Source organism: Nocardiopsis sp. SBT366 (assembly GCF_001083815.1).
In the GTDB taxonomy this organism is placed as follows: Bacteria; Actinomycetota; Actinomycetes; order Streptosporangiales; family Streptosporangiaceae; genus Nocardiopsis; species Nocardiopsis prasina.
Genome location: NZ_LAVM01000078.1, coordinates 1 through 26304, shown reverse-complemented (window position 1 = coordinate 26304; position 26304 = coordinate 1). Strand labels below are relative to the sequence as shown.

22 protein-coding genes and 1 tRNA gene are annotated in these 26304 nt (G+C 67.4%); 12 read left to right on the top strand and 11 right to left on the bottom strand.

Translation table 11 applies throughout. The annotated features are described in order from the left end of the window. Positions 1 to 241: 241 nt before the first annotated feature. Entirely contained in the window at positions 242 to 1213 is a 972-nt protein-coding gene (locus tag ADX84_RS20440; protein WP_049577908.1) for a TIGR03557 family F420-dependent LLM class oxidoreductase, read from the top strand. Between the two features lie 88 nt (positions 1214 to 1301). Beyond that, complete coding sequence (locus ADX84_RS20435) at positions 1302 to 1880, top strand: NADPH-dependent FMN reductase (RefSeq protein WP_049577904.1); 579 nt, start codon at positions 1302 to 1304, stop codon at positions 1878 to 1880. A gap of 214 nt (positions 1881 to 2094) precedes the next feature. Here the strand turns inward: ADX84_RS20435 and ADX84_RS20430 are convergent, their stop codons facing one another. The 3 genes from ADX84_RS20430 to ADX84_RS20420 form a co-directional block, all read right to left on the bottom strand. Further along, a complete protein-coding gene (locus tag ADX84_RS20430) occupies positions 2095 to 2982 on the bottom strand; it encodes a dihydrodipicolinate synthase family protein (RefSeq protein ID WP_049577925.1) in 888 nt (295 codons plus the stop codon). Positions 2983 to 3195: 213 nt separating this feature from the next. Beyond that, on the bottom strand, positions 3196 to 4182 hold the full coding sequence (locus tag ADX84_RS20425) for an LLM class flavin-dependent oxidoreductase (RefSeq protein ID WP_049577901.1): 987 nt from the start codon (positions 4180 to 4182) through the stop codon (positions 3196 to 3198). Beyond that, positions 4179 to 5429, bottom strand: a complete 1251-nt coding sequence (locus tag ADX84_RS20420) for an MFS transporter (RefSeq protein ID WP_049577898.1) — start codon at positions 5427 to 5429, stop codon at positions 4179 to 4181. Before ADX84_RS20420 ends, ADX84_RS20425 begins: the two co-directional genes overlap by 4 nt. Positions 5430 to 5588: 159 nt before the next feature. Between ADX84_RS20420 and ADX84_RS25750 the strand changes: the two genes are divergently transcribed. Together ADX84_RS25750 and ADX84_RS20410 are read left to right on the top strand one after the other, a co-directional pair. Continuing rightward, positions 5589 to 6755 carry a TetR family transcriptional regulator gene (locus ADX84_RS25750; protein ID WP_082206661.1) on the top strand — a complete coding sequence of 389 codons (1167 nt, stop codon included), beginning with the start codon at positions 5589 to 5591 and terminating at the stop codon, positions 6753 to 6755. Positions 6756 to 6949: 194 nt separating this feature from the next. Next, a complete protein-coding gene (locus ADX84_RS20410) occupies positions 6950 to 7516 on the top strand; it encodes a YdeI family protein (protein ID WP_049577896.1) in 567 nt (188 codons plus the stop codon). 5 nt (positions 7517 to 7521) lie between these two features. Here the strand turns inward: ADX84_RS20410 and ADX84_RS20405 are convergent, their stop codons facing one another. Beyond that, complete coding sequence (locus tag ADX84_RS20405) at positions 7522 to 8508, bottom strand: YafY family protein (protein ID WP_049577915.1); 987 nt, start codon at positions 8506 to 8508, stop codon at positions 7522 to 7524. A 111-nt stretch (positions 8509 to 8619) separates the two neighbouring features. On the opposite strand from ADX84_RS20405, the gene ADX84_RS20400 reads away from it, so the two are divergent. Continuing rightward, a complete protein-coding gene (locus tag ADX84_RS20400) occupies positions 8620 to 9042 on the top strand; it encodes a VOC family protein (RefSeq protein WP_049577892.1) in 423 nt (140 codons plus the stop codon). A gap of 173 nt (positions 9043 to 9215) precedes the next feature. Here ADX84_RS20400 and ADX84_RS26765 read toward each other — a convergent pair whose 3' ends face one another. Continuing rightward, positions 9216 to 9341: a hypothetical protein gene (locus ADX84_RS26765; protein ID WP_369801128.1), complete on the bottom strand. Its 126-nt coding sequence runs from the start codon at positions 9339 to 9341 to the stop codon at positions 9216 to 9218. A gap of 207 nt (positions 9342 to 9548) precedes the next feature. Between ADX84_RS26765 and ADX84_RS26760 the strand changes: the two genes are divergently transcribed. Both ADX84_RS26760 and ADX84_RS25740 read left to right on the top strand, forming a co-directional pair. After that, positions 9549 to 10118, top strand: coding sequence for a hypothetical protein (locus ADX84_RS26760; RefSeq protein ID WP_369801127.1), 570 nt, complete (start codon positions 9549 to 9551; stop codon positions 10116 to 10118). Beyond that, a complete protein-coding gene (locus ADX84_RS25740) occupies positions 10118 to 10837 on the top strand; it encodes a site-specific integrase (RefSeq protein ID WP_234004101.1) in 720 nt (239 codons plus the stop codon). The genes ADX84_RS26760 and ADX84_RS25740 overlap by 1 nt, the downstream gene beginning before the upstream one ends. Before the next feature lie 247 nt (positions 10838 to 11084). Here ADX84_RS25740 and ADX84_RS26100 read toward each other — a convergent pair whose 3' ends face one another. After that, positions 11085 to 11891, bottom strand: a complete 807-nt coding sequence (locus ADX84_RS26100) for a hypothetical protein (RefSeq protein WP_156208143.1) — start codon at positions 11889 to 11891, stop codon at positions 11085 to 11087. 87 nt (positions 11892 to 11978) lie between these two features. Between ADX84_RS26100 and ADX84_RS25735 the strand changes: the two genes are divergently transcribed. Then, positions 11979 to 14747 carry an AIPR family protein gene (locus ADX84_RS25735; protein WP_082206656.1) on the top strand — a complete coding sequence of 923 codons (2769 nt, stop codon included), beginning with the start codon at positions 11979 to 11981 and terminating at the stop codon, positions 14745 to 14747. Positions 14748 to 15169: 422 nt separating this feature from the next. Next, complete coding sequence (locus ADX84_RS20385; protein ID WP_049577884.1) at positions 15170 to 15880, top strand: DCL family protein; 711 nt, start codon at positions 15170 to 15172, stop codon at positions 15878 to 15880. Between the two features lie 330 nt (positions 15881 to 16210). On the opposite strand, the gene ADX84_RS20380 is transcribed toward ADX84_RS20385, so the two are convergent. Together ADX84_RS20380 and ADX84_RS20375 are read right to left on the bottom strand one after the other, a co-directional pair. Next, positions 16211 to 16286 (bottom strand) — tRNA-Arg (locus ADX84_RS20380). A gap of 542 nt (positions 16287 to 16828) precedes the next feature. Further along, complete coding sequence (locus ADX84_RS20375) at positions 16829 to 17338, bottom strand: hypothetical protein (RefSeq protein ID WP_049577880.1); 510 nt, start codon at positions 17336 to 17338, stop codon at positions 16829 to 16831. A 321-nt stretch (positions 17339 to 17659) separates the two neighbouring features. On the opposite strand from ADX84_RS20375, the gene ADX84_RS20370 reads away from it, so the two are divergent. The 3 genes from ADX84_RS20370 to ADX84_RS20360 all read left to right on the top strand — a co-directional run bounded on the left by ADX84_RS20370 (position 17660) and on the right by ADX84_RS20360 (position 22419). Beyond that, positions 17660 to 20539, top strand: coding sequence for a penicillin acylase family protein (locus ADX84_RS20370; protein WP_199776650.1), 2880 nt, complete (start codon positions 17660 to 17662; stop codon positions 20537 to 20539). 164 nt (positions 20540 to 20703) lie between these two features. Beyond that, entirely contained in the window at positions 20704 to 21204 is a 501-nt protein-coding gene (locus ADX84_RS20365; protein WP_049577872.1) for an NfeD family protein, read from the top strand. A 129-nt stretch (positions 21205 to 21333) separates the two neighbouring features. Continuing rightward, positions 21334 to 22419, top strand: coding sequence for an SPFH domain-containing protein (locus ADX84_RS20360; RefSeq protein WP_049577911.1), 1086 nt, complete (start codon positions 21334 to 21336; stop codon positions 22417 to 22419). 208 nt (positions 22420 to 22627) lie between these two features. On the opposite strand, the gene ADX84_RS20355 is transcribed toward ADX84_RS20360, so the two are convergent. From ADX84_RS20355 to ADX84_RS26755, 3 genes are all read right to left on the bottom strand, one after another. Beyond that, complete coding sequence (locus ADX84_RS20355) at positions 22628 to 23593, bottom strand: quinone oxidoreductase (protein WP_049577869.1); 966 nt, start codon at positions 23591 to 23593, stop codon at positions 22628 to 22630. Positions 23594 to 23667: 74 nt separating this feature from the next. After that, positions 23668 to 26121, bottom strand: a complete 2454-nt coding sequence (locus ADX84_RS20350; RefSeq protein ID WP_049577866.1) for a protein kinase — start codon at positions 26119 to 26121, stop codon at positions 23668 to 23670. Next, positions 26118 to 26304: hypothetical protein (locus ADX84_RS26755; protein ID WP_234004096.1), on the bottom strand; the 187-nt coding region annotated here is incomplete at its 5' end. The genes ADX84_RS20350 and ADX84_RS26755, both read right to left, overlap by 4 nt.

The window sequence follows — 26304 nt, the reverse complement described above, 5'->3', positions numbered from 1 at the left end:
GGGGGGCTTCGTGCGGGTGGGGGGCTTCGTGCGGGTGGTCGCTGGGTCGTTCACGGGCGCCTCCCTCGGATCGGCCTTCCTGGACCGCCCCGCCCGACGGACCGAAGCCGCACGTGCCCGGCGCCACGGGGCGCCTTCGGCACGGCACGTCTTTCCGGGAGAGGGTGTTTCCGTAGAGGTCGCACGGGTCAGGGCCACAGGTGAACCGGACACGACCAGGAAACCGGTCGAGGAGGTACGCATGCGGATCGGCTACAAGCTCTTCGCCGAGGGCTACGGGCCCCGCGAGATCGTGGAACAGGCGGTACGCGCCGAGCGGGCCGGGTTCGACTTCGTCGAGATCAGCGACCACTTCCATCCGTGGCTGTTCAGCCACGGGCACTCCGGGTTCGTGTGGTCCATGCTGGCCGCGATCGCCGAACGGACCGGACGCATCGAGATCGCCACCGGGGTGACCTGCCCGTTCCTGCGGGTCCACCCGGCGATCATCGCCCAGGCGGCGGCCACCACGGCGATCCTCTCCGAGGGACGCTTCACGCTCGGTGTGGGCGCGGGGGAGCGCCTCAACGAACACGTGGTGGGCCGGGGGTGGCCCGGCGTGACGGTGCGCCACGAGATGCTGGAGGAGGCCGTGGAGATCATGCGGCTGCTCTGGTCCGGTGGCTACCACTCCTACCGGGGCGAGCACCTGGTCCTGGAGGACGCCCGCGTCTTCGACCTCCCCGAGCTCCCGCCCCGGGTGGTCGTGGCCGCCGGAGGGCCCAGGGCGGCCGTACTCGCGGCCGAACAAGGGGACGGCCTCTTCGCCACCGAACCCGACTCCGCGCTCACCGACACCTACCGGGAACGGGGCGGCAACGGTCCCTGCTACGGCGAGGTGCCCCTGGCCTGGGCCGCCGACGACCGCACCGCGCTGGAGTCCGCACGGGAGCTCTTCAGGTTCGGGCTCACGGGCTGGAAGGTGCAGGCCGAGCTGCCGAACCCGGTCAACTTCGAGGCGGCGACCGCCCTGATCAGGACCGAGGACATGGCGGAGGGCTTCGGATACGGCCCTGACCCCGAACGCCACATCGACATGGCGCGGCAGTTCGTGGACGCGGGGTTCGACCACCTGGCGCTGATCAACGCCGGCCCCGACCCGGAGGGTTTCTTCACGTTCTTCGAGACCGAACTGGCCGAACCGATCCGGAACCTGTCGCGGCCGAGCGGGTGACACACTCGTGGCCCGGGCCCTCCAGGGCCGGGCACCGCCGCGTCGACACGGCACGGCGGTGGTGCGGGGCATCTCGGAAGGCGGGTACATGCCGGACCACGTCGTGCTGGGCGTCTGCGGAAGTCTGCGTCGGGGGTCGTTCAACGCGGCCCTTCTGGACCTCGCCCAGAGAGTGGGGACACGGACCACCGTGGTCGGCGGCGACCTCGCCGGGCGCCTGCCGTTGTTCAACCCGGACGTGGAGAACGACGAGGACTCCTGGCCGGAGGCGGTCCGGGAGTTCCGTGAACTGGCGGGGCGCGCCGAGGGCGTGGTGATCGCGACCCCGGAGTACGCGCACGGTCCGGCGGGGGTCACCAAGAACGCCATCGACTGGCTGGTGGGCTCCGGCGGGCTGGTCGGGAAGCCGACCCTCCTGGTGAGCGCGTCGCCGGGCCAGGCGGGCGGCATGCGCGCCCACGCTCCTCTGATGCCCACCCTCACGCTGCTGGGCGCCGTGCTCGTGGACTGCGTGGTGGTCTCGCGGGCGGGGTCGCGTACGAACGCTCGGGGCGAGTACTCCGACCCCGCCGTGGTGGAGCGGATGCGGCTGGCCGTGGCCGAGCTGGAGGAGGCCCTGGGGTACGCCGCGGTCAGGCGGGCCAGCGGTCTCAGCGCCGGGGCGTGACCCGGCGTCTCGGCGGACCAGCGGAGACCGGGTGCGGCCCGCACGTGCGTCTCGGGGGGCTTCTTCGGCGGGCCGATGAGCACGGGCCAGACCCAGGTGATCCCCGAACAGGCACCCGAGAAGCGACCAGCTGACCCGACCCCGGCTCCCGGTCACCGGGAGCTCCCCCGCGAGGCCGCCCTCGCGGGGGGACTCACTCCGCCCGCCGCACCCGTCAGAGTGCCTGGGCGCGGGCGATGTGGTCGGTGAGCAGCGGTCGCAGCGACTCGGGCAGGCTCCTGGCCGGTGCGCGGACACCGGACTCGGCGATCAGACCGCGCTGGCGCAGGCACTCCTTGCGGATGGCCAGGGCGATCCCCACCTGCTGCTCGAAGGTGATCAGCGGCAGGTACTCCAGCAGCGCGGCACGACTGCGCCCCGGGTCGGAGGGGTCCCAGGCGTTCACGCACTCCACCAGGGCCTCCGGGTAGGAGAAGCCGGTCATCGCGCCCGCGGCGCCGCAGGCGAGCTCGTCGAGCAGGTTGATCCCGCCCAGGCCGCCGAACACGGGCACGTCGCAGCGCGCGGTGAGCTCGGCGACGGCGGCGGGGGTCGGCGGAGCCTCCGCCTTGACCGCGCTGACGTAGGGCTTTCGGGCGACGAGGTCGCCCAACGCGGCGGCGGAGACGCGCACGCCGCTCACCACCGGGTAGTCCTGCACCACCAGGTCCGCGCCGGTGGCCTGGTGGACGGCGTCCAAGTGGGCTTCGAGCACCCGGGGGTCGGCGCTGTTGACCTGGACCATGGCGCCCGCGAGCCGGTCGCCGACCAGTTCGACGGCGGTCGTCGCCTCCTCGATGGTCGGGGCCGTGCCGAGGCTCGTGCAGCCCACGACCAACGGCAGATCGGTGGCGGCCAGGACCGTCTCCAGGACCAGGCGGCGTTCCTCGCGGTCGAGCTGCGCGGCCTCCCCGAAGACGCCCAGCACGGTGAATCCGGTGACCCCGGCGCTCTCCGCGTGCTTGACGAGTTGTTCGATCCCCGCGGTGTCGACATCCAGGGCCTCACCGGTGAAGGGTGTGGCCAGCACACCCCACACACCCGGTCTCATCAGGTCGCTCATGGTCAACTCCCGTTTCGTCCGCGTTCGGCGTCCCAGATTGGCACAGGCGGCCTGCCCGTTTCCGGGCGGGGTCGGATCAGGCGCACGCCCGGAAACGGTGCTGCCCGGGGGCGGCTGGTCCGACACCCGTGGACCGGACCTGCCGCGCGGGCTCACCGTGAGGATGAGCCGCTGGCGGGTGGACGTCGCCGCGCCTGCCCCCTGGGTCCACACTCACCGCAGCCGGTGCTCCAGGACCCCACCCAGTCGCTCCAGCTCAGCACGGGGGTCGGGCCCGGCGGGGGCGAGCACGACCGTGTGGGCGCCCGCGTCGTGCCGGGCGGCGATCCCGACGCTGACCGTCTCCGGGGTTCCTGCCAGGGTCAGCTCCTCCACCCAGGCCCGGGGCAGGGTCGCGGCGAACTCCTCGGGTCCGGAACAGGCGGCACGGTGCGCGGCCAGCTCTTCGGCGAAGGGCAGGGGAGCGATGTGCGGGGCCCAGTCCCGGTCACCCACCGACGCGAGCGCGGGACGCACCCGCTCCAGAGCGACCTCGGGGTCCGCGTCCACGGCGGCGGCGTCGTAGGTGATGACCATCGGTGCGTGCTCGGGGACATCGCTGAGGGTCTGGTCCAGGGCCGCGCGGATGTAGGCGGGGTTGGCGGGCTCCGCGAGGAGGACGCCGTCGGCGACCCTTCCGGCCACCGCCAGTGACCTGGGCCCGCGCACCCCCAACACCAGCGGGGGCACCTGGGCGGGCGGCTGGTCCAGGAGCACGTCCTGGGCGTGGACGTACCGGCCCGGGGCCGGGCCAGGGCGCCCCAGCAGCAGGGTGCGCAGGGTGGTGGCGTACTCCTGGATCAGAGTGAGCGGGCTGGCTGGACGGGCACCCACCTGCTCCATCCAGTCGCGCATGCCGTGACCGATGCCGACGGTGAGCCGTCCGGGGAAGAGCTGCGCCAGGGTGGCGACCTCCATGGCGGCGAAGGCCGCGTTGCGCGCCCCGGCGGGCAGGATGCCGATCCCCACCCTGATCCGTGAGGTCGAGGCGAGCACCGCACCGGCCTGGGCGACGCCGCCGCGAAAGCCCAGGTCCTCCACGACCCACAGTTCGTCGAAGCCCAGCGTCTCGGATCGGCGGGCGAAGTCGAGGACCTGGTCCGAGGCCAGGTCGCGCGGGAGCATGGCGCCGACGCGGCGCGGGGCGGGTGCGGTGTTCACGGTGCCTCCTGGGTTGTGGTCGGTCTCGGAAACCTGCTCGTCCGGTCGGAGAGGACTCCGGCCAGCGCGATGGCGGCGAGTCCCGCGACCGGGACCAGAGTCAGGCCCAGCCGGACGCTGGTCTCCTCGGCGACCAGGCCCACCAGGGGCGGGGACAGCAGGAAACCCAGACGCATCAGCCAGGAGACCACCGTCAGCCCCGTCCCCGGGCGCAGGCCCGGGATCTGGTCGGCGGCGTGCATGGCCGCGGGGATCAGGGTGGCCATGCCCAGGCCCGCGACGGCCAGGCCGACCAGGGTGCCCGGCACGGTGGGCAAGGCCAGGGCCAGGCCCATGCCAACGGCGGTGAGGGCCCCGCCGACGCGTGCCACCGCGCGCTGGCCGAACCGGTCCACGCACCGGTCGCCGATCATGCGCCCCACGAACTGGGCGCCGACCATCGCGATGAAACCCGTCGCTGCCACGGCGGCCGGGGCGCCCAGCGATCCCGACAGATAGACCGCGGCCCACGTGCTGCCCGCGTCCTCGACGACGCTGCCAGAGATGGCCAGCAGGACCAGAGCCACCAGGACCCAGACCACCCACAGGCGCCTGCGAGCCGCGTCGACGGCCTGGTCGGCGATCTCGGTCGGCGTGGCCGCACCGTCCTCCTCGGCTCCGTTGTCGGGTCCGGGCAGGCACCAGCGCAGCGCCCACAGCGCCACGGCGGAGAACAGCACGGCGCTCAGTCCCAGATGCACCTGGCGCGGGATCTCCCAGGCGATGGCTGTGGCCGCCATCGTTCCCCCGGTGACCGCGCCGATGGACCAGACGGCGTGGAAGTTGTTGAGGATGGAGCGCCCGTAGCGGCGCTGCACCCGCAGTCCGTGGGCGTTCTGGCCCACGTCGGTGAGGGAGTCCATCGCTCCGGCCACCAACAGGGCGGCGGCGAACATCCACAGGCTCGGTGCGAAGGCGGCCGCCCAGGTGCCCAGGCCCGTGGCCACGGTGCCCAGCACCGCCACTCGGGCCGACCCGAACCGGCGGATGAGCACGGCCGCGCCCAGCCCGGCGGCGATCGCGCCAGCGGGGAAGGCCGCGACGGCGAGCCCGTAGGCGGCCTCACCCAGTTCCAGGTCGGCCTTGATCTGCGGATAGCGGGGGATGAGGTTGGCGAACAGGGCGCCGTTGGTGAAGAACAACGCCCCCACGGCCACCCGCGCCCGACGGTCCCGCAAGGTGGGGCCGGTGGTCTCGTGAACGATCATGAGTACGATCGTACACATGCCGCAGGGCGTGCGACAGGCACTCGTGCCCGCCTTCTTCCCCTTCACGGCAGCCGCGAGGAGGGCCGGGGTACGGTCTTCCCAGGGCCGCTCCGCCGACCGCCCGGCAGGAACAGGTCCCTCGACCGGAAAGGTGCCCGAGTGTCCCGTCGCCACGACCCCGACCGTCGGGACCGCATCATCGACGCCTGCCTGGACGTCATCGCCTCGGTAGGGGTGACCGGAGCCTCCCACCGTCGGATCGCGCAGGCCGCAGACGTACCGCTGGGCTCGATGACCTACCACTTCTCCGGCATGGACGAGCTGCTGCGAGAGGCCCTGACCCGCTTCGCCCACAGGGTGAGCGACAGGTTCGAGGAGCGGTTGCGTACCGCGCGCGACCGGCCCCAGGCCGTGGACGCGGTCGTGGCGGTCATCGCCGACGACGTCTTCAGCTCCCCGCCCGAACTGGTGCTCACCCACGAGCTGTACACCCTGGCCGCACGCGACCCCTCCTTCCGCGACATCACCGTGGAGTGGATGGGTCGCAGCCGCGCCGCCCTGGAGCGCCACTTCGACCCGCTCACCGCCAGCGTGGTGGACGCCCTGATCGAGGGGCTGACCATCCACAGCGCGTTGGACTCCGCCCCGAGGGGCCTCGCCGAGATCCGCGAGGCCGTCACCCGCATGACCACCGGCGCCCTCCAACCCATCGACGAACCGCCTCCCGAGGCCGACACTGGCGGCTACGTCAAGGGGCGGCGCCGCCGTGCGGAGATCGTGCGGACCGCCCTGACCGTCTTCGGCGCCGTGGGCTACCACCGTGCCACCATGGCGGGTCTGGCCGCGGCCTGCGGTGTCTCCCGGGCCGGGCTGTTGCACCACTTCCCCACCAAGGAAGCCCTGCTGGAGGCGGTGCTGACCGAACGCGACCGGGTCAACGGCGAGCTGTTCTTCGACGGGCACGACCCCGCCGACGACGGGGCCGACTACTTCCACCGCCTGACACGCGTGGTGGAACACAACCAGGCACAACCCGGCATCGTCTCCCTGTTCGCGGTGCTGTCCACCGAGGCCTGCGATCCCGCCCACCCCGCGCACGCCTACTTCCGCCGCCGCTACGCCGACCTGCGCCATGACGTGTCGCGAGCCCTGGCCGATCTGGAGCGGCGTGGCCTGCTGCGCCCCGGTGTCACCATCGAGGGCCTGGAGTTCGAGCTGGTCGCGCTCATGGATGGCCTCCAGATCCAGTGGCTGCTCGCACCCGGAGAGGTCGACATGGCCGCACGGCTGCGCTCACGCCTGCGGGCGATCGCCGACCTGCCCTGAGGGCGTGGCTCATCCCAATCCCGACACCTGCGTCGGGATTGGAGTGCCTCCGGCCACCCGAACGGAGGAGGAGGTTCGTATCCGGGATGCTCGCGCCGACGTGCCCGTACCAGGGGTGAGAACTCCGAGGTAGTACTCGGAATCTCACCGAGTAGCGGACACGATCCGACCGGTGCCCACGTCAGAGTGGGTCCATGGACGAAGAACCCCTGTTGGTCTCCGACGCGGCAGCATGGCGGGCATGGCTCGACACGAACGAGGGCACCTCGGACGGTGCCTGGCTGGTGCTGGCCAAGAAGGGAACGTCCTCACCCACGTCCCTCACCTATGCCCAGGCACTCGAGGAAGCCTTGTGCAGCGGCTGGATCGACGGCCGGAAGGAGAGGAGGGACGCCAGCACGTTCCTTCAGCGGTTCACCCCCAGACGGAACAGGTCGACCTGGTCGCTGCGCAACGTCGGGATCGCCCAGGAACTGACCGCTCAGGGACGCATGCGGCCACGGGGGCAGGCGGAGATCGACAGGGCCCGAAGCGACGGCCGCTGGGAACGCGCCTACCCCGGGTCGGCGACCATCGAGATGCCCGCCGACCTCACTGAGGCCCTGAGAGCATCGCCCACCGCGGAGTCACGATTCGCGAGCCTGACCGCAGCCGAGCGGTACCCCCTGCTCCTCCAGATCCTCACCGCAGCCCCGGAACTGCGGGAACAGCGGATCGCCGCCCTGGTCCAACGGCTGCGGTCCCACGTGCCAGAGGAGTGACACGGCTAAGCGGGTTCGCTCTGACCCCGCTCAGCGGCGTCAGCGAAGCGGCGGGCGAGCTCGCCGAAGGCGTCGGCCAGCTCGCGGGGTGAGGCCTCGGAGACGGCGGCGTCGAATCTACCGATCGAGGCCGCCAGCGCCACCCAGGACCAGGAACCGACGACCAGTCGGCATCGATCCGGGCCGAGTTCCTCGACGGTTCCATCGTGAACGAACGGAATCACCTCCCGTGCGGCCAGTTCCAGGACCACCTCGCCGGTGCAGGGCCAGGCGTCCCCGGTCTCCGATCCCTTCAACCTGCCCGCGAGGAAGTCACCGGCGTCTCCACCGGGCACGTCGCGCGGAGTGAAACGCGGACCGGTGGGAATGCCGGGTGTCATCCGGTCGAGCCGGTACACACGCCAGGCCTCCCGGTCCAGGCTCCAGCCGACGAGGTACCAGCGTCCGCTCCCGAACACGACGTGATGCGGTTCGACGCGCTGCCGAGAGGGATTGGCCGTCGGATCACTGCCCACCGACACGTAGTCGAATCGCAGGACCGCGCACTCCCTGACCGCCGTACTGACCGCGACGAGCACGTCCGGATCCACCGGTGATGAGGCGACACCGGGAAGTGTCGTGAACGTCAGACGATCGATCCGGTGCCGCAGCCGTGAGGGCATCACCTGTCGGACGGTCGCCAGTGCCCGCAGGGCCGCCTCGCCTTCCGTGGCCCCCGACACGGCGGCGACCTGAAGGGCGGTCGCGAGCGCGACTGCCTGGTCGTCGTCGAACAGCAACGGCGGCAGTTCCGAACCCGCGTCGAGCCGGTATCCGCCGTCGGGACCCTTGACCGCGATGATCCGGTAGCCGAGTTCGCGCAGGTGGTCGACGTCCCGACGCAGCGTGCGATCACTGACGTCCAGGCGCTCCGCGAGAACTCGCCCAGGCCAGTCCCGTCTGGTCTGCAACAACGACAGCAGCTTCAACATCCGCGAGGGTGACGTGGCCATGGCGTCCATTCTGCGCGAGAAGCGGCCGGGATATGACCGCTACCACCGCGAGTCTTGCCTTGTACCCGGCAGAGCCCGTCCGGCTCTCCCCAAGCACAAGGAGCCTTGGTCATGACCGTCAACGTCACCCCGCACCTGAACTTTCGCGGCAACGCCCGCCAGGCCCTGGAGTTCTACCAGTCCGTGTTCGGAGGTGAGCTGAGCATTGCCAGCTACGCCGACATGGGAAGCACCGACCCGGAGACCGCCGACCACGTCACCTTCGGGCAGGTCACCGCCGACAACGGATTCCGCGTCATGGCCTACGACGCCTACCCGAACCTGGACTGGGACCAGGGCAAGGACCCGTTCTTCGTCTCCCTTCGCGGCTCCGATCCCGCCGAACTCCAGGGCTACTGGGACAAGCTCGTTGAGGGAGCCGAGGTGAGGCAGCCCATCGGCCCCTCCGCTTGGGCGCCGCTCTACGGCCAGCTCACCGACCGCTTCGGCATCACCTGGGTGCTGGACATCGCCGTCGAGTACCCCTCCGGCTGATCCACCCCGCCCCGAGGGCCGCCGCGCCCGCCCCGATCGCGGCGGCCTTTCGAGAGGTTGCTTCGGCTACGACCTCTCCCGCGGCGAGTGGCCTCGCAACGGTTCCGGGAAGCAGCCCAGGAGCCAACCCGCCATGGCTCGGGTGCCGGAAGAGGCCGCGAGGGACCGTCCGGTCAGGAGCTCTTCTCGTAGCGGGAGGGGAACGGGAATCGGGGCTCCAGGAACCCGTGAACCATCAGAGCCACCGCTTCCTGGGCTTCATCCGGAGTGTCGACGTCGTTGAGGCAGAAGAAGTCCACCTCAGCGGACTGCAACCGAAGCTGCGGCGTCAGGGCGGGGCGTTCAACCCCCGCCACGGCGACTGGGGGTACCAACTCGAACTCCCACGCACGAGCGAGAGGAAGCGGCGTCAGGCCCGCCGAACCGGGTTGGAGAGCCAGGAGCAGGCGTGGGAAGCCTTGGACCACCTCAAAGCGCTTCTCGATCTGGCCCAGGGTGAGGGGGATGTGGAGGTGCAGATCGCGGACCTGATCCAGAACGCCCTCAAGGCCCGCACCCCGTTCCCCTCGGTGGAAGAGGTGCGCCAGCGTTTGGGGACGGGGGCTGATGTGCGCAAGGAAGCCCCCACCGTAGGCGTTTTTCTCAAGTCGTGGCTTGCGGCCAAGCCTGACCTGGCGGAGGGAACTCGGACTTCCTACGCCGGCCACATCCGTAAGTACCTGGTGCCGCAGCTGGGCAAGATCCGGCTGGACAGGCTCAAGTCCAGCCAGGTCGAGGCGATGTTCGAGTGGATCGAAGCCAACAACGAGCAGATCCTCGAAGCCCGCGAATCCGAGGACGCGAAAGTGCGGGCATCGGTCCAAGGCCAGCGGGTGGTGAGTCTGTCGACCAAGCAGCGCATCCGCGCGACCTTGCGCAGTGCGCTCTCGGATGCGGTGCGCAGCCCGGAGGACCCGGTGAACGTCAACGTCGCCTCCTACGCACGCCTTCCCTCATGTCCGAGGAAACGCCCGCTGGTGTTGACCCCGGGGCGAGTCGAGCGGTGGGAGAAGGGCGGGACGGTGCCGGGGGGGTGATGGTGTGGACCCCGGGGCGAGTCGAGCGGTGGGAGAAGGGCGGGACGGTGCCGGGGGAGGTGATGGTGTGGACCCCCGAGCAGACCCGCACCTTCCTGGAACACTCCCGCAAGTACGTGTGGCTGTACCCGTTGTTCCACCTGATCGCCGTCAAAGGCCTACGCCGGGGCGAAGCCGTCGGCCTGCCCTGGGCCCACACCCGGCTCACCGACGCTGAAGCGGATATCCGCACCCAGGTGGTGCAGCTGTCCTGGACCACCCTCACCTCAACTCCTAAAAGCGAGGCGGGCCAGCGCACCATCACCCTGGACGCAGACACCGTGAAGGTGCTGCGGGGGTGGAAGAAGTTCCAGAACCAGGCCCGCCTGAAAGCGGGCCCGGAGTGGGTGGATTCGGGGTTGGTGTTCACCCGCCAGAACGGGGAGGGGTGGTGGCCCTCGCATGTTAGTGACTGGTTCGCCCGGGTCGCTCGAGCAGCCGGACTTCCGCCGATCACGTTGCACGGGCTGCGCCACGGGGCGGCCTCGATGGCGCTGGCCGCGGGAACGGACGTGAAGGTGGTCTCGGTCGAGCTGGGCCACTCCACCGCGCACTTCACTCAGGACACCTACCAGACGGTGTTCCCGGACGTGGCCAAAGCAGCGGCCGAGGCCACGGCTGCGCTGCTGTGCGGGGCGGCGGCTCCTGCGGGGTCGGGTGGTGTGGTGCCGATGCGGTAGCCGGTTCAGGGGAGCACACCAGGAGCCCCACAAGGGCTCCGGCCCCGGGTTGGGATACGGGTTCATCCGTTCTGGCCTGGGGTTTCCTCGTGCCCGGGGCCTGTGGACCATCGGATTAAAGGTCCCCTGGCCTGAAGTAACAATCGGACTGCTACTGGAAATGTGTAACCTTCAACCCTCCAGGTGTAAAAAAGTAGTTTATTGGACTTTTTGAGAATTTGGCTATTTTCGCCGCGCCACGATGGGGTTAGATGTAGAATCTGACTATGAACCATGTGGCTGAAATAAACGCAAAGGCAATGCAGGTGTACAAGTGGCGATCAAGGTTTCGAAAGTGGAGGGACAAAATCATGGCCGGAGTGGTGGCTGTGAAGCTTATTGTTTGGTCTAGTGGCCATTGCTGGGGAGTTGCGATAAAAACACCAGCTACAGCGAAAGCGCTAGCTGCCGCCGCCCAAAAAAATGAATTCATCTTTGGGTGAAATGTTCGGCGTGAATGGGATCGGCGCCGAAGGTAGGTTTCGAGATCGGAGACTCCATTGAATTGCCGGACGTCGCGGGAAACTTCGAAAGCCCAAAAACCTTCTGATCCTTCAATCCAGGTGCCACCCCAGTGCTCTGAACGGAGGAGCTCGCCGACAAGAGGAAGAAGGCGGTCTGCTCCGCTCCTGCCCAACTGGTTGAAATCACAAAAGTCCGATGCGGTGAACCTTGCCGTTTCACCCGGAAAGGCAGGCTCAAACTCCCGCTCCCGGTCGGCAGCCTGGCGGATCGCCGTGAAGACCAGGTCCAGTACGCGTTTACCCTCGGGGCTGTCAGGAACTCCGTTCAATGTCAAGCCCACCGAGGCGTCGTCGTTGGTTCGCCCATCAGGCAGCGCCGGAGTGATGGTGAACAGATCGACAGGTAGAGCGGAAGCCGGGTCCGCGCTGACAGCGTGATCCCTGTACAGTACCCGGTCCACCTCTCCAACCGTCGGTCTGCGGCCCTTATCACGTATGTAGTTCCAGACGAAGTCTCGCGCGACGTCTTGTGGTGCGGGGAGCTCCGTCATGGTGAAGTATCCGCCTGTCCAAGCGCTAGGGGGTAGTGTAAGAGTACATGACTCGAACACTTTACAACACATTGAGGCGGAGGGCACATGGAACACCGCAAGAGCTCGAACACGCAGTCTGAGGAGCTGGCGTCCCTGGCCGCCGAGCTCAGCAGTCTTCGCTTGCAGGCGGGTAACCCGTCCTTGCGAGGGCTTGCTGAGATGGCTGGCCGCGTGGCGAGCCACACTACGATCTCCGACGTCCTCCACGGTCGTGCGGTTCCTCGCTGGGAGGTCGTCGAACGCCTAGTGGAGGCACTGGGTGGTGACACCGAGCGGTTCCATCAACTGTGGATGAATACTGCGGTCAAGAAGCCTCGTGCGCTAACCGAGGAAGAAGGCCGAGATGCCGAGTACCTTGAGCACTACCGCAAGTACATGCTCCGTACGTACGGAACCCATACGCTGGCTTCGCCTGCTCCCCGGTCGGAAACCAGTCTCAGCTCCATCTATGTAACTCCTACGATCGTCGACCAATCGAAGGAGGAATCCGAGGAAATTTCACAGACTGATTTCGAGCGAAGGATCGCCAAGACGCTCCTTCTCGGGGGGCCTGGTAGCGGTAAGAGCACTCTGTGCCAGCACCTTGCCTACTCCCACGCACAGCATGGCGATGCCGAGGTGTTTCTCCTTCCATGTCGTGACATCGTTTCGCCGTTGGGCCGAACCGCGCTCGTCACCGAGCTCATCGATCGGATGTTGGAGATGGCCCTGCAAAAAAGTCCTCCCCAGGGCCTTGTGGAGCGCCTTCTCCGTAAGGGATCGCCCATGGTGATATTCGATGGCCTAGACGAAATCGCCTCTCCTGAAGAGGTGGGACGTTTGGTTGATACCGCGAACGCCTTCGCTGTTCAATACCCGAGTGTCCGAATTCTTATTACTTCTCGTCCAACTCAAGTCAATCTTCGTGATCACGTACTGAGGGATTTTTCGCGATTTGCGCTAGAGGAGTTCAGTGGTCAGCAGATAGCTGATTTCGTGCACAAATGGTTCGCTTCTGTTGCTGGCGATACCGAGCATGGTGACCGGGGGGTCTTGCAGCAGGTTTTGTCAACCTCGTGGGTAGAGTCAAATCCACAGAATCTGGCGCGGATTTGTGCCCTTGCTACTGCATCAACTGAGGCTGGCGGTGCCCTACGAAGGCCTCGAGAGATATCAAAAATTGGCCACGCTCTAGAAAAAGAATTCAGTGGACTGATTGACATGGCAGAGACGGGAGGATCAGTTTCTGATGCCGGATTCCTCTCCCGTGCGCTCTCGGCCCTAGTCGTGCGGAGGTGGCTTGACTGCGAAAGTTCGATGGCGGCAGATCACGTTATTGATGGGGCTGGGGATAATGGAATAGATGCTATTGCGGTCGCAGTTGAGAGAAAAGAAATTCTCATTGTCCAGAGCAAGTGGAGTAACACTGGGCAAGCAGGTTTTGATCTTGTGGATATCTTAAAGGTAAGGCGGGGCATTCAGCTTCTTGTAAGCCTGGATTATCAAAAATTCAATGCAAAAATTCAACGCCATGTCGCCAAGATTGATGCTGTTCTTAGCGACCCTCGTTGCAAAATTCGGCTTATCCTGGCAACTCCATCTTTGAGGCGGTTGGATATAGGTTCAATCGATGGCCTGGGTTCCATGAATGAGGAGTTCAACTTTATTGATGAATTCTTGGCGATCGAAGCATGGGATGCTCGGAGAATTTGGCAGGCCACACAAGAAGTTGATACTTCGCCACTTCAAGTACAGGCGCCCCTGGGGCGATGGATCCATGTTGATGGGCCTTTCGATTCTTATCAGGGCGTCATGTCGGTTGCCGGGGTTGCGGAGTGGTACGAGGCCCACCGCAATAGTTTGTTCTCGCTTAATATTCGCACGTCGCTCGGCCACACGCACACGCATAATATAATTGAGACGCTGACGAATCATCCGGATGAATTTTGGTATTTTAACAATGGAATCACTGTGATCTGCGAAAGTGTTATTCCGGAAAGAATGCGCGGAATTTCCTCGGGGGTAGTCTCCCTTACGCTTAATGATGCTCGCGTTGTCAATGGTGCTCAAACTGTTCTGGCGATCTACGCTGCAATGCAGAAGGCCCCGGATGTGGTATCCGCAGCTTATGTATCCGTGCGGATCGTAACGCTGGAAAACAGCCCAAGTGGCTTCGGAAGAAAAATTGCCCGCGCAACCAATTCACAGGATGCGGTCAGGCCAGTCGACTTCCTTTCGCGCGATCTCACTCAGTTGGAAATTCGTGGTGAGTTTGAGCGCCTCCTGGGTCGAAAATACGCCTTGGAATCCGACGCAAATGTTCCCGCTCCAGCTGAGGGGTGCACGGCGGTGCAAGCTGCACTCGCGCTGGCCTGTGCACGCAGTACTTCCGATGTCATTGCACGTGTCCAGGCGAATCGAGACCTGCTATGGCAGACGGGCCCTAAAGGGGCCTATACGACTCTCTTCGAGCAGGACTCTCCTTCAGTTATGAGAATATGGCGCTCAGTTCAAATTCTGCTACGAGTACAGGAATTGCTGGAAGAGATCCGCGCGCATCTTCACGGCAGTGCCCGTGTCATCGCTGAATCTGCAGAACTGCTGATCGTCCATATTGTGATGCGTCAGCAGAATATGGACGCTATCGATGACCCCGATGCTGATTGGGGGCCAATTATCGACAAAGCTGCGACAATTGTTCCGATTGCTCTCGAATTGATCATTTCTCACTTTGAAAGCAGGTCTGATTCAATGGCGGCTGTTGAAAAATCTCTAAAAAAGGCCTCCAGTTGCGAGTTCCTGGCAAGCCTCGTGCTTTCTTCTATCGCCAATTGAGTAGACTGGGCGGAACTCTGGTGTGGCTAGGATTGTGTAGTTGGATCCTAGGTTCATGGAATTTTTGGATTTACTTGAAGAGTTTGGTAATTTATATTCTTGGGGGTGGGTGGTGTCGTTTAGTAGATTTTGAAAGTGGTTGCTGTTAGAAGCGATGGCTTGTTGCTTCATAAGGCAGGGAGCCCCCAGGGTTCTCGTGCCCCTGAATAACGGCAAGGTCGTCGATTTATCACTGCCTCCCTAATGGCGGGAGGCAAGTGCTCCCAAGTTAAGATTGCTCGTTTCCCGTGTTTTCTGCAAAGGCATTCGCTAATGAAGCGACGCCGGGGTTTATGGTGAAGCGCAGCGGCTCTGTCGTCGAAAACAGGGCGTCGCTTTGGCCTTCCCCGTCGAGGAAATTTCTCTGCCGGTTCCATCTACCAGTGCCCGGCTGGCAGGATGAGTACATGGCATCTCAAGCTATCTCTGTCGGGGATCGATGGTTCCCTTCCAAGAGCGCAGCGACCAAAGAGTTCCAGCGCATCTTGCGCAGCTACGACATCGGCACTGCAGTCACCGCCCCCCGGGACGAGCAACTCTTGTTGGACCTCGTTCAGATGCACACCGACCCGCTACGCAAGATCGGTTCGGGGATCGAACGGTTCGAAGTCCGGGTCAATCCTCAACACCGGCGCAACCGCTCACTTTTCATTGTCCGGAGCGATGGTACGGAGGACGACTTCGGTTACACGAAGCTGATCCAAGGCCAAACCATCTCCCAACGGGTTACGGCGGCGTTGCGTCACGAGGTCCGAGATCAGATCGAGAAGTTCCGGACTGCCGAGTTCGCCAAACCCGGACCTCGTGCATGCCCGATCGAGGACACCCAGATCACACACCCCGGGGACTGCCATGTCGACCACGAGGATCCCGGGTTCCGGGAGTTGGTGCAGCGGTTCGTGGATCAGCATGAGGGCTGGGGTGTCTTCGAGTTGTACTCCCTGCCTGCGGGAGAGGAGATCGGGCAACGCCTCAAGAGCCGAGAGCTCGCTTCTCAGTGGCACGCCTTCCACGCTCGGGAGGCCAGATTGCGGATCGTGTCGGTCAAGGCCAACCTGTCGACGCTACGGAAAGGCACTCGGCTTCCTGGATGAAACTGGTCTGCTGTTGATAGTGAGCACTCGGTTAGCGTCATGACCGGGATGGGGCTGTCTGTGGCCGCAGACGGCTTCTTCGGCGTGTGCCGGGCCATTGGTCGGGAATAGGGCGGATGGTGCGGCTGCGGGCGTTTGGTGGCACCCGCCGGGGTGGCCCGCCATCCTGCCCTGGTGGGCACGGTCACGTCCCGGCAAAGTGCTCCGGGAGGTGGATCCCCACCTGCACTCACCTTGTACTGGGGAGCACACGAGGAGCACACATGGCCCCCAAACGCCGCGAGGACCTCTTCCGAGGTCCTCGTGCACCCCGTGTGAACTGGGGTTTTGTGGTGCACCCAGCAGGATTCGAACCTGCGACCGTCGGATTAGAAGTCCGATGCTCTATCCACTGAGCTATGGGTGCTCGGTTCAATTGTGGCGCCTGGTCGCGCTGTGTGGTCGGCCTGTGACCTGGGGATGCGGCGTGTGCCGCTGGTCCCTCGGTGAGACATCCTAGGGCATTCGGCGGATGTCGCCCAAGGGAGGGCAAAGTCTGACCAACTACGGTGATTCGTAGTTGCATCTCGTTACCACGTGTGTTCCACCAAATCGGTCGCTATGGGCTTCGCGCACCACGTTACCGGTGATTAACCCCTGGTGCGCTGCTGTGCGACGGGTGTTTCGTGAACTCCCGGGTGCGCGCCGGCGTCGGGGGTCACTCTGAGGCTCAGAAGATCCACCACTGTCCTACCAGGGACGCCACCGTGAACAGCATGTTCTGCCCCTCCTGGGTCGACTCTAGGCTGCTCTAGGTGTATGGGCGAATACATTGCGTGGCAAACACTGGTTTGCAGGGGTTTGGTGCTGCCCAGGGGCGCTGTTGACCGGTGGAGGGGAGGGGCTGCTCGAACGCCGGTCAGCGTGGAATCCAGGATCGGCCGCCTTGGCGGCCGACCCTGGGAGGGTTCAGGACGCGAGGCTGCGCGCGTAGTTGACCTGCTGGTTGACGTGCTGCACGTAGGACCGGTTGCTCACCAGGATCTGCGTGGCGTGGTAGTGACCGCCGCCCTGCACGGTGACCTGGACATGTCCGGTCGTCTTGTCCTCCTTGACGAGGAGGATGAGCAGACCGAGGAGGCAGGTCCACCAGAAGATCAGGATGGCGACGATGATCGCCCACACGGGGGTGGTCCGCTCCGTGCGGCTCATGTCGCTGATGGTCCAGACGGTCCCCTGGATGGGGAAGCGGCCGGACGGGGTGATCACCGTGTTCTGGGTGATCGCGATGTCCCCGATGGTGTCGAGGGTGGGTTCGTGCGGCATGCCGCCGTCGTGGGGCTGGTACCCGCCGGTGGGGGCCCCGTAGGGCTCCAACTGGCCGCCGGTGTGCTGTTCGGGGGGTTGGCCCCAGCCGGGGGTTCCGCCGCTGGGCTGCTGCCAGGGCTCGCCCTGAGGGGGATCGGGGTACTGGTTCATGGGCCGATTGTGTCAAAGGAGTTCGCCGTGACCGGTGCCCGGCGGCGCAACGAATGAGGTTGTGGCCGGTTGTGGCCAGCGCCCACGGTGTGTGTCGGCGGCGGTACAGGCTGCTCTTGCGGGTTTCCGCAGGTGTGTCCCGGGTCACTGCAAACCAGGCTTTTGGGGGACCGGGGTCCATTTTTCGTGGAGAACGTGAAAGTCTTTCGCGCTTTGTGTACCGGTGCGTAACATACGGCTGATCCATCGCCCGCACCCCCAGGTGGTGACCGCATCATGCCCCCGAACCTCCGACCCCCGAATCCGCCCCGACGGCTCCGTATGGGAGCCGCCGGAGCGGCCCTCGCGATCTCCGCCTCGTTGGTCGCCGCCCTTCCCGCGACCCCGGCCCTGGCAGCGCCGGAGGACTACTGCGCCCCCGGGGCCTGCCTCGACATCCTGCCTCCGGGCCAGAACGGCAGCGCCACACTGGTGGAGATCCTCGGCCACCAGGTCTTCGGCACCCGGCCCAAGCACTCGTCGAGCCAGCTCGACATGTACGACAACCTCGTCCACCACTACGACGGCCTCACGGACGAGGGCCTCGACGACTTCTTCATCGACGCCAGCTTCGGTGTCGACGAGGGCAACGTCGACCGCCGGTACCAGCCGCGCGACGACGTCACCATCACCCGGGACCGCCAGCACGGCATCCCCCACGTCCAGGGCACCACCCGCGAGGGCACCATGTTCGGTGCCGGGTACGCCGCGGGGGAGGACCGCCTGTTCCTCATGGACGTCCTGCGCCGGGTCGGCCGGGGTGAACTCACCTCCTTCGCCGGTGGCGCCGAGGGCAACCGGGGCCTCGAACAGGACCTGTGGGGCACCGCGCCCTACACGGAGGAGGACAAGCAGATCCAGGTCGACCGGGTCGCCGACAGCGGCGAGCGGGGCGCCCAGGCGCTGGCCGACGTCGACGCCTATCTGGAGGGCGTCAACGCCTACATCGACGAGGCGGACAGCGGCCGTTACTTCCCCGGCGAGTACGTCCTCACGGGCCACAAGGACGCCATCACCAACAAGGGGGAGATCGAGCCCTTCACCTCCACGGACGTCGTGGGCATCGCCGCGATGGTCGGCGGGATCTTCGGCGGCGGCGGTGGAGGTGAGGTCCAGGCGGCGATCGTCCTGGCCAACTTCCAGGACCGCTACGGCGCCGAGGAGGGCCTGGAGCTCTGGCACGCCTGGCGCATGGAGAACGACCCGGAGGCCGTGGTCAGCGTCGACGGCGAGTTCCCCTACGCGCAGACTCCGGACGACCCGGTCGGCGAGGTCGTCCCGGACGCCGGCTCCGTCGAGCCCTACAGCATCGTGCACGACGAGTACGGGTCCGCCGCCGCCACGGCGCAGCGGGCGGGCTCGGAACAGAGCGACGACGTGCCCGGTGCGGACGCCCCGACGGTCGAGGAGCTCCCCGAGGAGCAGCAGGCCGAACTGGAGCAGATGGTCGAGGACGGCGACCTGTCCGCCGCCGAGGGCATCTTCGACGACGGTGTCCTGCCCGAGGGCTTCCTCGACCCGCGCGGCATGTCCAACGCCCTGCTCGTCTCCGGCCAGCACACCGAGAGCGGCAATCCCGTCGCGGTGATGGGGCCGCAGACCGGCTACTTCTCCCCGCAGCTGCTGATGCTCCAGGAACTCCAGGGGCCCGGGATCAGCGCCCGGGGAGCCTCCTTCGCCGGAGTCAGCTTCTACGTCCAAATGGGGCGCGGCGCCGACTACGCCTGGAGCGCCACCTCGGCGGGCCAGGACATCACCGACACCTTCGCGGTGGAGCTGTGCGAGACCGACGGGTCCGACCCGTCGACCTCCTCGCGCGCCTACATGGACTCCTCCGGCGGCTGCACGGGGTTCGAGGAGCTCAGCGTCAGCAACGACTGGACGCCGACCGTCGCCGACGGCACTCCGGCCGGAGGCTACACCCTGACCTCACTGAGGTCCGAGTACGGACTCGTGCGGTCGTTCGCGACCGTGGACGGCTCGCCGGTGGCCTTCACCGAACTGCGGTCCACCTACATGCGCGAGGTGGACTCCATCCTCGGCTTCCAGCGGTTCAACGACCCGGGGCAGGTCACCTCCGCGGAGACCTTCACCCAGGCGGCCGAGGACATCGGGTACGCGTTCAACTGGCACTACGTGGACGACACGGACATCGCCTTCATCAACTCCGGGTCCAACCCCGTCCGGTTGGCGGGCACCAACCCGACCCTGCCGATCGACGCCTACTCCGGCTCCGGATGGTCCGGCTGGGACCCGGCCACCAACGAGGCCGACTACCACCCGCAGTCCGACCACCCCCAGGAGATCAACCCGGACTACATCGTCAACTGGAACAACAAGCCCGCGCAGGGCTACACCTCGGGTTGGTCCACGGGTTCCGTGCACCGCAACGACCTGCTGGACGGCAGGGTGTCCGGGCTGATCGGGGACGGGCACCAGTTCACGCCCGCCTCGCTCACCGCCACGATGATGGAGGCCGGGGTCGCGGACCTGCGCGCCGAACAGGTCCTCCCCCTGCTCCTGGAGGTCATCGACACCGAGGCCGTGGACGACCCGGAACTGGCCGCGACGGTGGAGTCCCTGCGGGCCTGGACCGAGGCCGGTTCCCTGCGGCGCGAACCCCAGCGCGACGCCGGGTACTACGACCACGCGGACGCCATCCGCGTGCTGGACGCCTGGTGGCCGCTCCTGGTGCGGGCGCAGTTCGAGCCCGGTCTGGGCGAGGACCTGTACACGCAGCTGACCCGCGCCGCGCAGACCGACGAGTCCCCCTCGGGGGCGATCGGCGGCGGAGAGCCCGGCAGCGTCAACCAGAGCCAGGCCCACCGGGGTTCGGCCTTCCAGTACGGCTGGTGGTCCTACGTGGACAAGGACCTGCGCTCGGTCTTGGGCCAGGAGGTGGACGGCACGCTCGGTGACCAGGTCTACTGCGGCGAGGGTGACCTCGACTCCTGCCGCACGGTGCTGCTGGACAGCCTCGCCGAGGCCGCCGCGACCCCGGCGGGCGACGTCTACCCCGGGGACGACCACTGTTCGGCCGGGGAGCAGCTCTGCGCGGACACCGTGATCCACCAGTCCGTGGGCGGCATCAACATGTGGCCGATCGCCTGGCAGAACCGGCCCACCTACCAGCTCGTCTACCAGTTCTCCGGCGGGAGGTGACCGGGCGCGGCCTCCGACGGTGACGGACGCGGCCCGCGACCCCTCGGCGACGGGGGTGTCGCGGGCCGCGATTCGTGCATCTGTTGCCGGGATCTTGTGGTGCGCCGGGTATGTGTGGGTAGCTTAAGGACTACCCGAAACCACAGCGGGAGGGCCACAGGAAAATGCCTGTCTGGCTGATCTGGATCATTCTCGCGGCCGCCCTCGGGGTCGCCGAGTTCCTCACCCTGACCTTCGTGCTGGGACTCCTGGCGGCGGCCGCGCTGGTCGCCGGGATCCTCGGCGCCATCGGACTCCCGGTGGTCGTGCAGATCATCGGTTTCGCGGCTGCGTCCGCCGCCGGGCTGATCCTGGTCAAACCGATCATGGACCGCCAGCTCAAGCGCGGACCGGACGTCCGTTCCGGCACGGCCGCGCTGGTGGGCCGCTCCGGCGTCGTGCTCCAGAAGGTGGACGCCGACAGCGGAAGGGTCAAGCTCCAAGGAGAGGAGTGGTCGGCACGCTGTCTCGACGAGGACCTGGTGATCCCGGTGGGGGCGCACGTCGACGTCATGGAGATCGACGGCGCGACCGCCGTCGTCTACCCGCGTGAGGCGCTCCCGGGACCACTTGAACCACCCGAACCACCCGAACTGCCCGAACAGAACCGTCCGGACCAGGACTGAGCGGCGCCGGAGCGGCACGAAGCCCCTCCGGTGAACCCGCCACCCGGGCGGGCGCGTTCGGCGTCAGCACTCCAACCGAACAACGGAACAGACCCAACACAGCCACATCCCCGGACCGAGGTGCGGAACATGGAATCTGCGATACCGCTCATCATCCTCGCCGTCCTGCTGGTAGCCGTCGCCCTGTCGGCGATCCGGATCGTCCCGCAGGCACGCGCCTACAACATCGAGCGCTTCGGGCGCTACATCCGCACCCTGGACCCGGGACTGAACTTCATCATCCCGGGAGTGGACCGGGTCAACTCCAAGTTCGACCTGCGTGAACAGGTCTTCAGCTCGCGCCCGCAACCGGTCATCACCGAGGACAACCTCGTCGTCAACATCGACACCGTCCTCTACTACCAGGTGACCCAGCCCAGGGCCGCCGCCTACGAGGTGGCCAACTACATCCAGGCCATAGACCAGCTCACCGTCACCACGCTGCGTAACGTCATCGGCTCCATGGACCTCGAGAAGACGCTGACCTCCCGCGAGGAGATCAACACCCGGCTGCGCGGGGTCCTGGACGAGACCACCGGCAAGTGGGGCATCCGCATCAACAGGGTCGAGATCAAGGCGATCGACCCGCCGCCCACCATCAAGGAGGCGATGGAGAAGCAGATGCGGGCCGACCGCGACAAGCGCGCGGCCATCCTGCACGCCGAGGGTGAGCGGCAGTCCCGCATCCTCAAGGCGGAGGGCGCCCGCCAGCAGGCCATCCTGGAGGCCCAGGGTGACCAGCAGGCGGCCATCCTGCGGGCCGACGGTGAGGCCAAGGCGATCGAACGCGTCTTCCAGGCCGTTCACTCCAACAACGCCGACGCCAAGGTGCTCGCCTACAAGTACCTGGAGACGCTGCCGAGCCTGGCCGAGGGCGAGGGCAACACCTTCTGGGTGATCCCGGGTGAGCTGACCGAGGCGGTCAAGAACGTGAGCCACGCCTTCGCCGGGGACGCCGCCCGGAGCGTGCCCTCCACCACCAAGGACCAGGGTGGGGAGGGGGAGTCGGGACCGGCGCAGATCACCGGCCCCGACCCGGCCCAGTCGTCCGACGCCGCGCAGGCCGCGCAGGAGGCGGCCCAGGCCGCAGAGCAGGCCGTCGCCGACGCGCGTGACGACGTCCGAAGGGCCGGTGCGCGTATGGGGTCGCCACCGGAGTCCGACGACGAGGGCTGAGCCGGGGGGAGGAGACCGGCCGGGTGGGCGTCGAACCGTGACGGTGTCACGAGGCGACGCCCGGCCGGTCCGGGAACCGCCGACCCGCGAGTGACCAGCCTGACGGAGGCGGGCCCCGAACCGGGGATCCGCCTCCGTCCCACGAGTGGGGCCGGTCTCCGACCGGTCCTCGCAGTGTCCCGTCCGGGAAACCCGGGCGGGGCGGGGCTCAGACCAGCAGCAGCTTGCCGGTGGTGCTCCGCGAGGCGAGGTCGGCCTGTGCTTCGCCCGCCTGGCCCAGCTCGTACCGGCCGCCGATACGCACGTCCAGAGCGCCCGTCCCCACCAGCCCGAACAGGTCGCCCGCCCGCCCCAGGAGCTCCTGCCTGTCGGCTACGAAGTAGGCGAGCGACGGCCGGGCCAGGTACACGGCGCCCGCGCTGTTGAGCCGCTGAGGGTCGACCGGCTCCACCGCGCCGCTGGACTGTCCGAACAGGGCCAGGACTCCGCGCGGACGCAGCGAGTCCAGACTGGCGTCGAACGTGTCGCGGCCGACCCCGTCGTAGACCGCAGCCACGCCCTCGCCGCCGGTGAGCTCGCGAACGGCCGGGGCCACCGGGGTCCGCGTGTACCGGATGATCTCGTCCGCGCCCGCCTCCCGGGCGATCCGCTCCTTCTCGTCGGTGGACACGGTGCCGATCACCCGCGCGCCGCGCGCCTTGGCCAACTGGGTGATGAGCAGCCCGGTGCCGCCCGCGGCGGCGTGCACCAGCACGGTCTCGCCCTCGGCCACCGGGTGCACCGAGTGGGTGAGGTAGTGGGCGGTCATGCCCTGGAGCATGAGCGCGGCGGCCTGTTCCGTGCTGACGGCGTCGGGCACCGGGACGAGCAGGGCGGCACTGACCACGGCCTGGTCCGCGTACCCGCCCGGGGCCATCGCCCAGCCGACCCTCTGACCGACCCGCAGGTCCGTGACTCCCTCGCCCAACGCGGCGACCGTCCCGGCCGCCTCCATCCCGGGGACGTAGGGGAGCGGGACCTTGTAGGCACCCGAGCGCTGGTAGACGTCGATGAAGTTGACGCCTCGGGCCTCGACGTCCACGAGTGCCTCGCCCGGGCCCGGTACGGGGGCCTCGGTCTCGGTCAACCGCAGGACCTCGGGTCCGCCGTGCTCCTCGATGACGATCGCGCGCATGGTTCTCCTCGGTGGGTGATGGGGGCCGCCACCGGGGCCGGGGCGCGGCCTTCCGCCTGCCTCGGAGTCCCGGTTCAGTCGTCGACGTTGATCCTGTGCAGAGCGTAGTCCGTGTAGAGCGCGGCGATCGGTTCGGTGCCCGGGCCGGGGCGCATGACCACGCCGACCCTCCGCCGCTCCTCGTCGTCGAGGTCGCCGTCGTCGGGCAGCGGCTGCTGGTCGGTGGCGGAGAGCACGAGTTCGTCGTTGACCCACATGCGCAGGTCGATGTACGGGTCCTCGCCGTCCTCGGCCACGTACTCGCAGGCGAGCTTGAGGTTGTTGGTGACCAGGTCGTCCACGTCGACGTCGTAGGGCAACCCCTCGACCCCGGACTCTTCGTCGAGGAGGTCGAAGGGCTCGAACCCCCTGACCTCCGAGGTCTCGGCGATCGCGGTGTCCCCGCTCTCCTCAGTCACCCGACGGATCTGCGCCTGGGCTCCGTCGAAGCGCAGGAGCGCCTCGTACATGGTGCGTTCGTCCTCGCCCGCCTGGTCCCAGCAGCGCACGCCGAAGCTGGTCTCGGCGGGGCCTTCCAGCGGAACCAGGTTGGTGCTGATGAGGACGCGGTCCGGGGTCTGCCTGTCGTAGGGGACGATCGTGCCCCGGGAGTCGTTGAGGGTGGGGTCGAGCTGGAACACCACGGCGTTCTGCTCGGCCCAGTAGCCGTCCGAGTACTCGGGGTCCTCGGGGTGGAAGGTGCGGGTTTCGGACCAACCGGGGTCGGTGGCGAAGTCCGTGACGTAGATGCTGGTGGTGTCCTCGGGCGGATCGTCCGAGCCGGAGAACAGGACGGTGGCGCCCACCCCCGCGACGAGGACGACGACGAGGGCTGCGCCGCCGATGAGCATCAGCCTGCGACGACCGCCTGGTTTCCCGCCGTTGGGCGACCCCGGGGACTGCCCGGGCCCTTGGGGGCCGTTGGGGCCGTGCGGACCGTTGGGGGCGCCGGGGCCGCCGGGCACCTCGTGGGGCGAGTTCCCGCCCGGGGGCTGGTGGTGCTGGTTCGGGCCGTACCCACCCTGGGCCACGGGCGGGTACCCGGGGTGGTGCTGCTGCGGGCCGCTGATCGGGGAGTGTCCACCGCTCGGTCCGGAATGGGCCCCCGCTCCCGACGGGTGGTGGCCGTAGCCGCCCTGCTGCGGACCGGACGGCGGGCTCTGGAACTGGGGGAGGTGGCCCTGGGGGTACCGCTGGGTGTGCTCGGCGGGCGGTACCGACTGCTGGAACGGGGGCTGCTGGAACCGCGTCTGCTGATGCGGGGGCTGCTGGAACTGGTCCTGGTGGGGAGGCGTCTGCTGGTTCGGCTGGGCCTGATGGGGCGTGGAGAACCGAGGGTCCTGGTGGGGCTGATGCGGGGCCTGGAGATGATTCTGGGGCGGAGCCGAGCTCGACCGAGGCTCCGAGGGCTGCCCCTGCGGCGGAGTGACGGGCTCCGTCGGGTCCGGTGCGGGCGGGCCCTGTGGCCCGGCGCCCGCGGCGGGGACCGTGGGCCGACCCTCCGGCGGCCCCTCCACCGGCGTGGTGGCGTCCTCGACCGGTACCTGGTCCTGAAGCACGGGCTCGGTGGGCTCCGGAGGTCGGCCGGGCACCGGGGTGCTGCTCGGCGGAGCCCACGAGGTGCTGATCGTGCGCCGCACCTCCGCCTCTCCCGGCTCCTGCTGGCCGGTCAGGCGGGCCAGCAGCTGCTTGGACGTGGGGCGGTTCTCCGGCTTCTTGTCCAGCGCTGCCCCGACCAGGTCCAACAGGCTCGGGTCGAGCCCGTCCAGCTTGGGCGGCGCGGTGGAGATGTTGTGCAGCACCGCGGGGACGGTGCCCGCGTCGAAGGGCGCACGGCCGGTCCCCGCGAAGGCCACCAGGCAGCCCCACGCGAAGACGTCGGCCGCCGCCGTGGCCTGTTCTCCCAGGATCAGTTCGGGCGCCATGTAGGAGGGGGTGCCCATGAGCTGGCTGGACCGGGTGACCGCACCGCCGGAGTCGTCCAGGGCGCGGGCGATCCCGAAGTCGATCACCTTCGGGCCGACGGGAGACAACAGGACGTTGGCGGGCTTGAGGTCCCGGTGCACGATCCCCGAACCGTGGATCGCCGTCAACGCCGCCGCCACACCCATGGCCAGACCGTCCAGGGTTCCGCCGCGCATCGGTTCGCCGCCACGGACCGCCTGGTCCAGGTTGGGCCCGGGCACGTACTCCGAGACGATGAAGAGGGGTTCGCCCTCCAACCGGGCGTCGATGACCCCGGCGGTGGAGAAGCGGGCGACCCGGCGGGCGGAGGCGACCTCGCGGGCGAACCGCAGCCGGAAGGACTCGTCGTCGGCCAGGTCGGGATGGATCAGTTTGACGGCCACGGAACGGTCGGCGGCGTCCCTGGCCAGGTACACGGTGCCCATACCACCGCGTCCCAGGCGGCCGACGATCCGATAGCCGTCGAGTTCGCGCGGATCGCCTGCGCGCAGGGGTTTACCGCTTTCGTGTCCGTTGGACGTCACAGTTGGGGGTCCCTTGTATGGATCGTGTGATTCGCGCGTATCAGCGTACCGATCTCGACACGCCGTGCGCGTTCCTGTTGTTCCGGCCGTTCCGGCGTTGAAGCGGGCCGGAACAACAGGAACGCGCACGGCGTGTCGAGATCGGTACGCTGATACGCGCGAATCACACGATCCATACAAGGG

What these genes read in the sequence shown, in the direction of transcription:
- ADX84_RS25735 (WP_082206656.1), top strand. Translation starts at nt 11,979, where the DNA reads ATGGAACACCGCAAGAGCTCGAACACGCAGTCTGAGGAGCTGGCGTCC.
- ADX84_RS25740 (WP_234004101.1), top strand. Translation starts at nt 10,118, where the DNA reads ATGGTGTGGACCCCGGGGCGAGTCGAGCGGTGGGAGAAGGGCGGGACG.
- ADX84_RS20410 (WP_049577896.1), top strand. Translation starts at nt 6,950, where the DNA reads ATGGACGAAGAACCCCTGTTGGTCTCCGACGCGGCAGCATGGCGGGCA.
- ADX84_RS20435 (WP_049577904.1), top strand. Translation starts at nt 1,302, where the DNA reads ATGCCGGACCACGTCGTGCTGGGCGTCTGCGGAAGTCTGCGTCGGGGG.
- ADX84_RS20400 (WP_049577892.1), top strand. Translation starts at nt 8,620, where the DNA reads ATGACCGTCAACGTCACCCCGCACCTGAACTTTCGCGGCAACGCCCGC.
- ADX84_RS20405 (WP_049577915.1), bottom strand. Translation starts at nt 8,508, where the DNA reads ATGGCCACGTCACCCTCGCGGATGTTGAAGCTGCTGTCGTTGTTGCAG.
- ADX84_RS20355 (WP_049577869.1), bottom strand. Translation starts at nt 23,593, where the DNA reads ATGCGCGCGATCGTCATCGAGGAGCACGGCGGACCCGAGGTCCTGCGG.
- ADX84_RS20430 (WP_049577925.1), bottom strand. Translation starts at nt 2,982, where the DNA reads ATGAGCGACCTGATGAGACCGGGTGTGTGGGGTGTGCTGGCCACACCC.
- ADX84_RS20360 (WP_049577911.1), top strand. Translation starts at nt 21,334, where the DNA reads ATGGAATCTGCGATACCGCTCATCATCCTCGCCGTCCTGCTGGTAGCC.
- ADX84_RS20420 (WP_049577898.1), bottom strand. Translation starts at nt 5,429, where the DNA reads ATGATCGTTCACGAGACCACCGGCCCCACCTTGCGGGACCGTCGGGCG.
- ADX84_RS26100 (WP_156208143.1), bottom strand. Translation starts at nt 11,891, where the DNA reads ATGACGGAGCTCCCCGCACCACAAGACGTCGCGCGAGACTTCGTCTGG.
- ADX84_RS20440 (WP_049577908.1), top strand. Translation starts at nt 242, where the DNA reads ATGCGGATCGGCTACAAGCTCTTCGCCGAGGGCTACGGGCCCCGCGAG.
- ADX84_RS20365 (WP_049577872.1), top strand. Translation starts at nt 20,704, where the DNA reads ATGCCTGTCTGGCTGATCTGGATCATTCTCGCGGCCGCCCTCGGGGTC.
- ADX84_RS20370 (WP_199776650.1), top strand. Translation starts at nt 17,660, where the DNA reads ATGGGAGCCGCCGGAGCGGCCCTCGCGATCTCCGCCTCGTTGGTCGCC.
- ADX84_RS20375 (WP_049577880.1), bottom strand. Translation starts at nt 17,338, where the DNA reads ATGAACCAGTACCCCGATCCCCCTCAGGGCGAGCCCTGGCAGCAGCCC.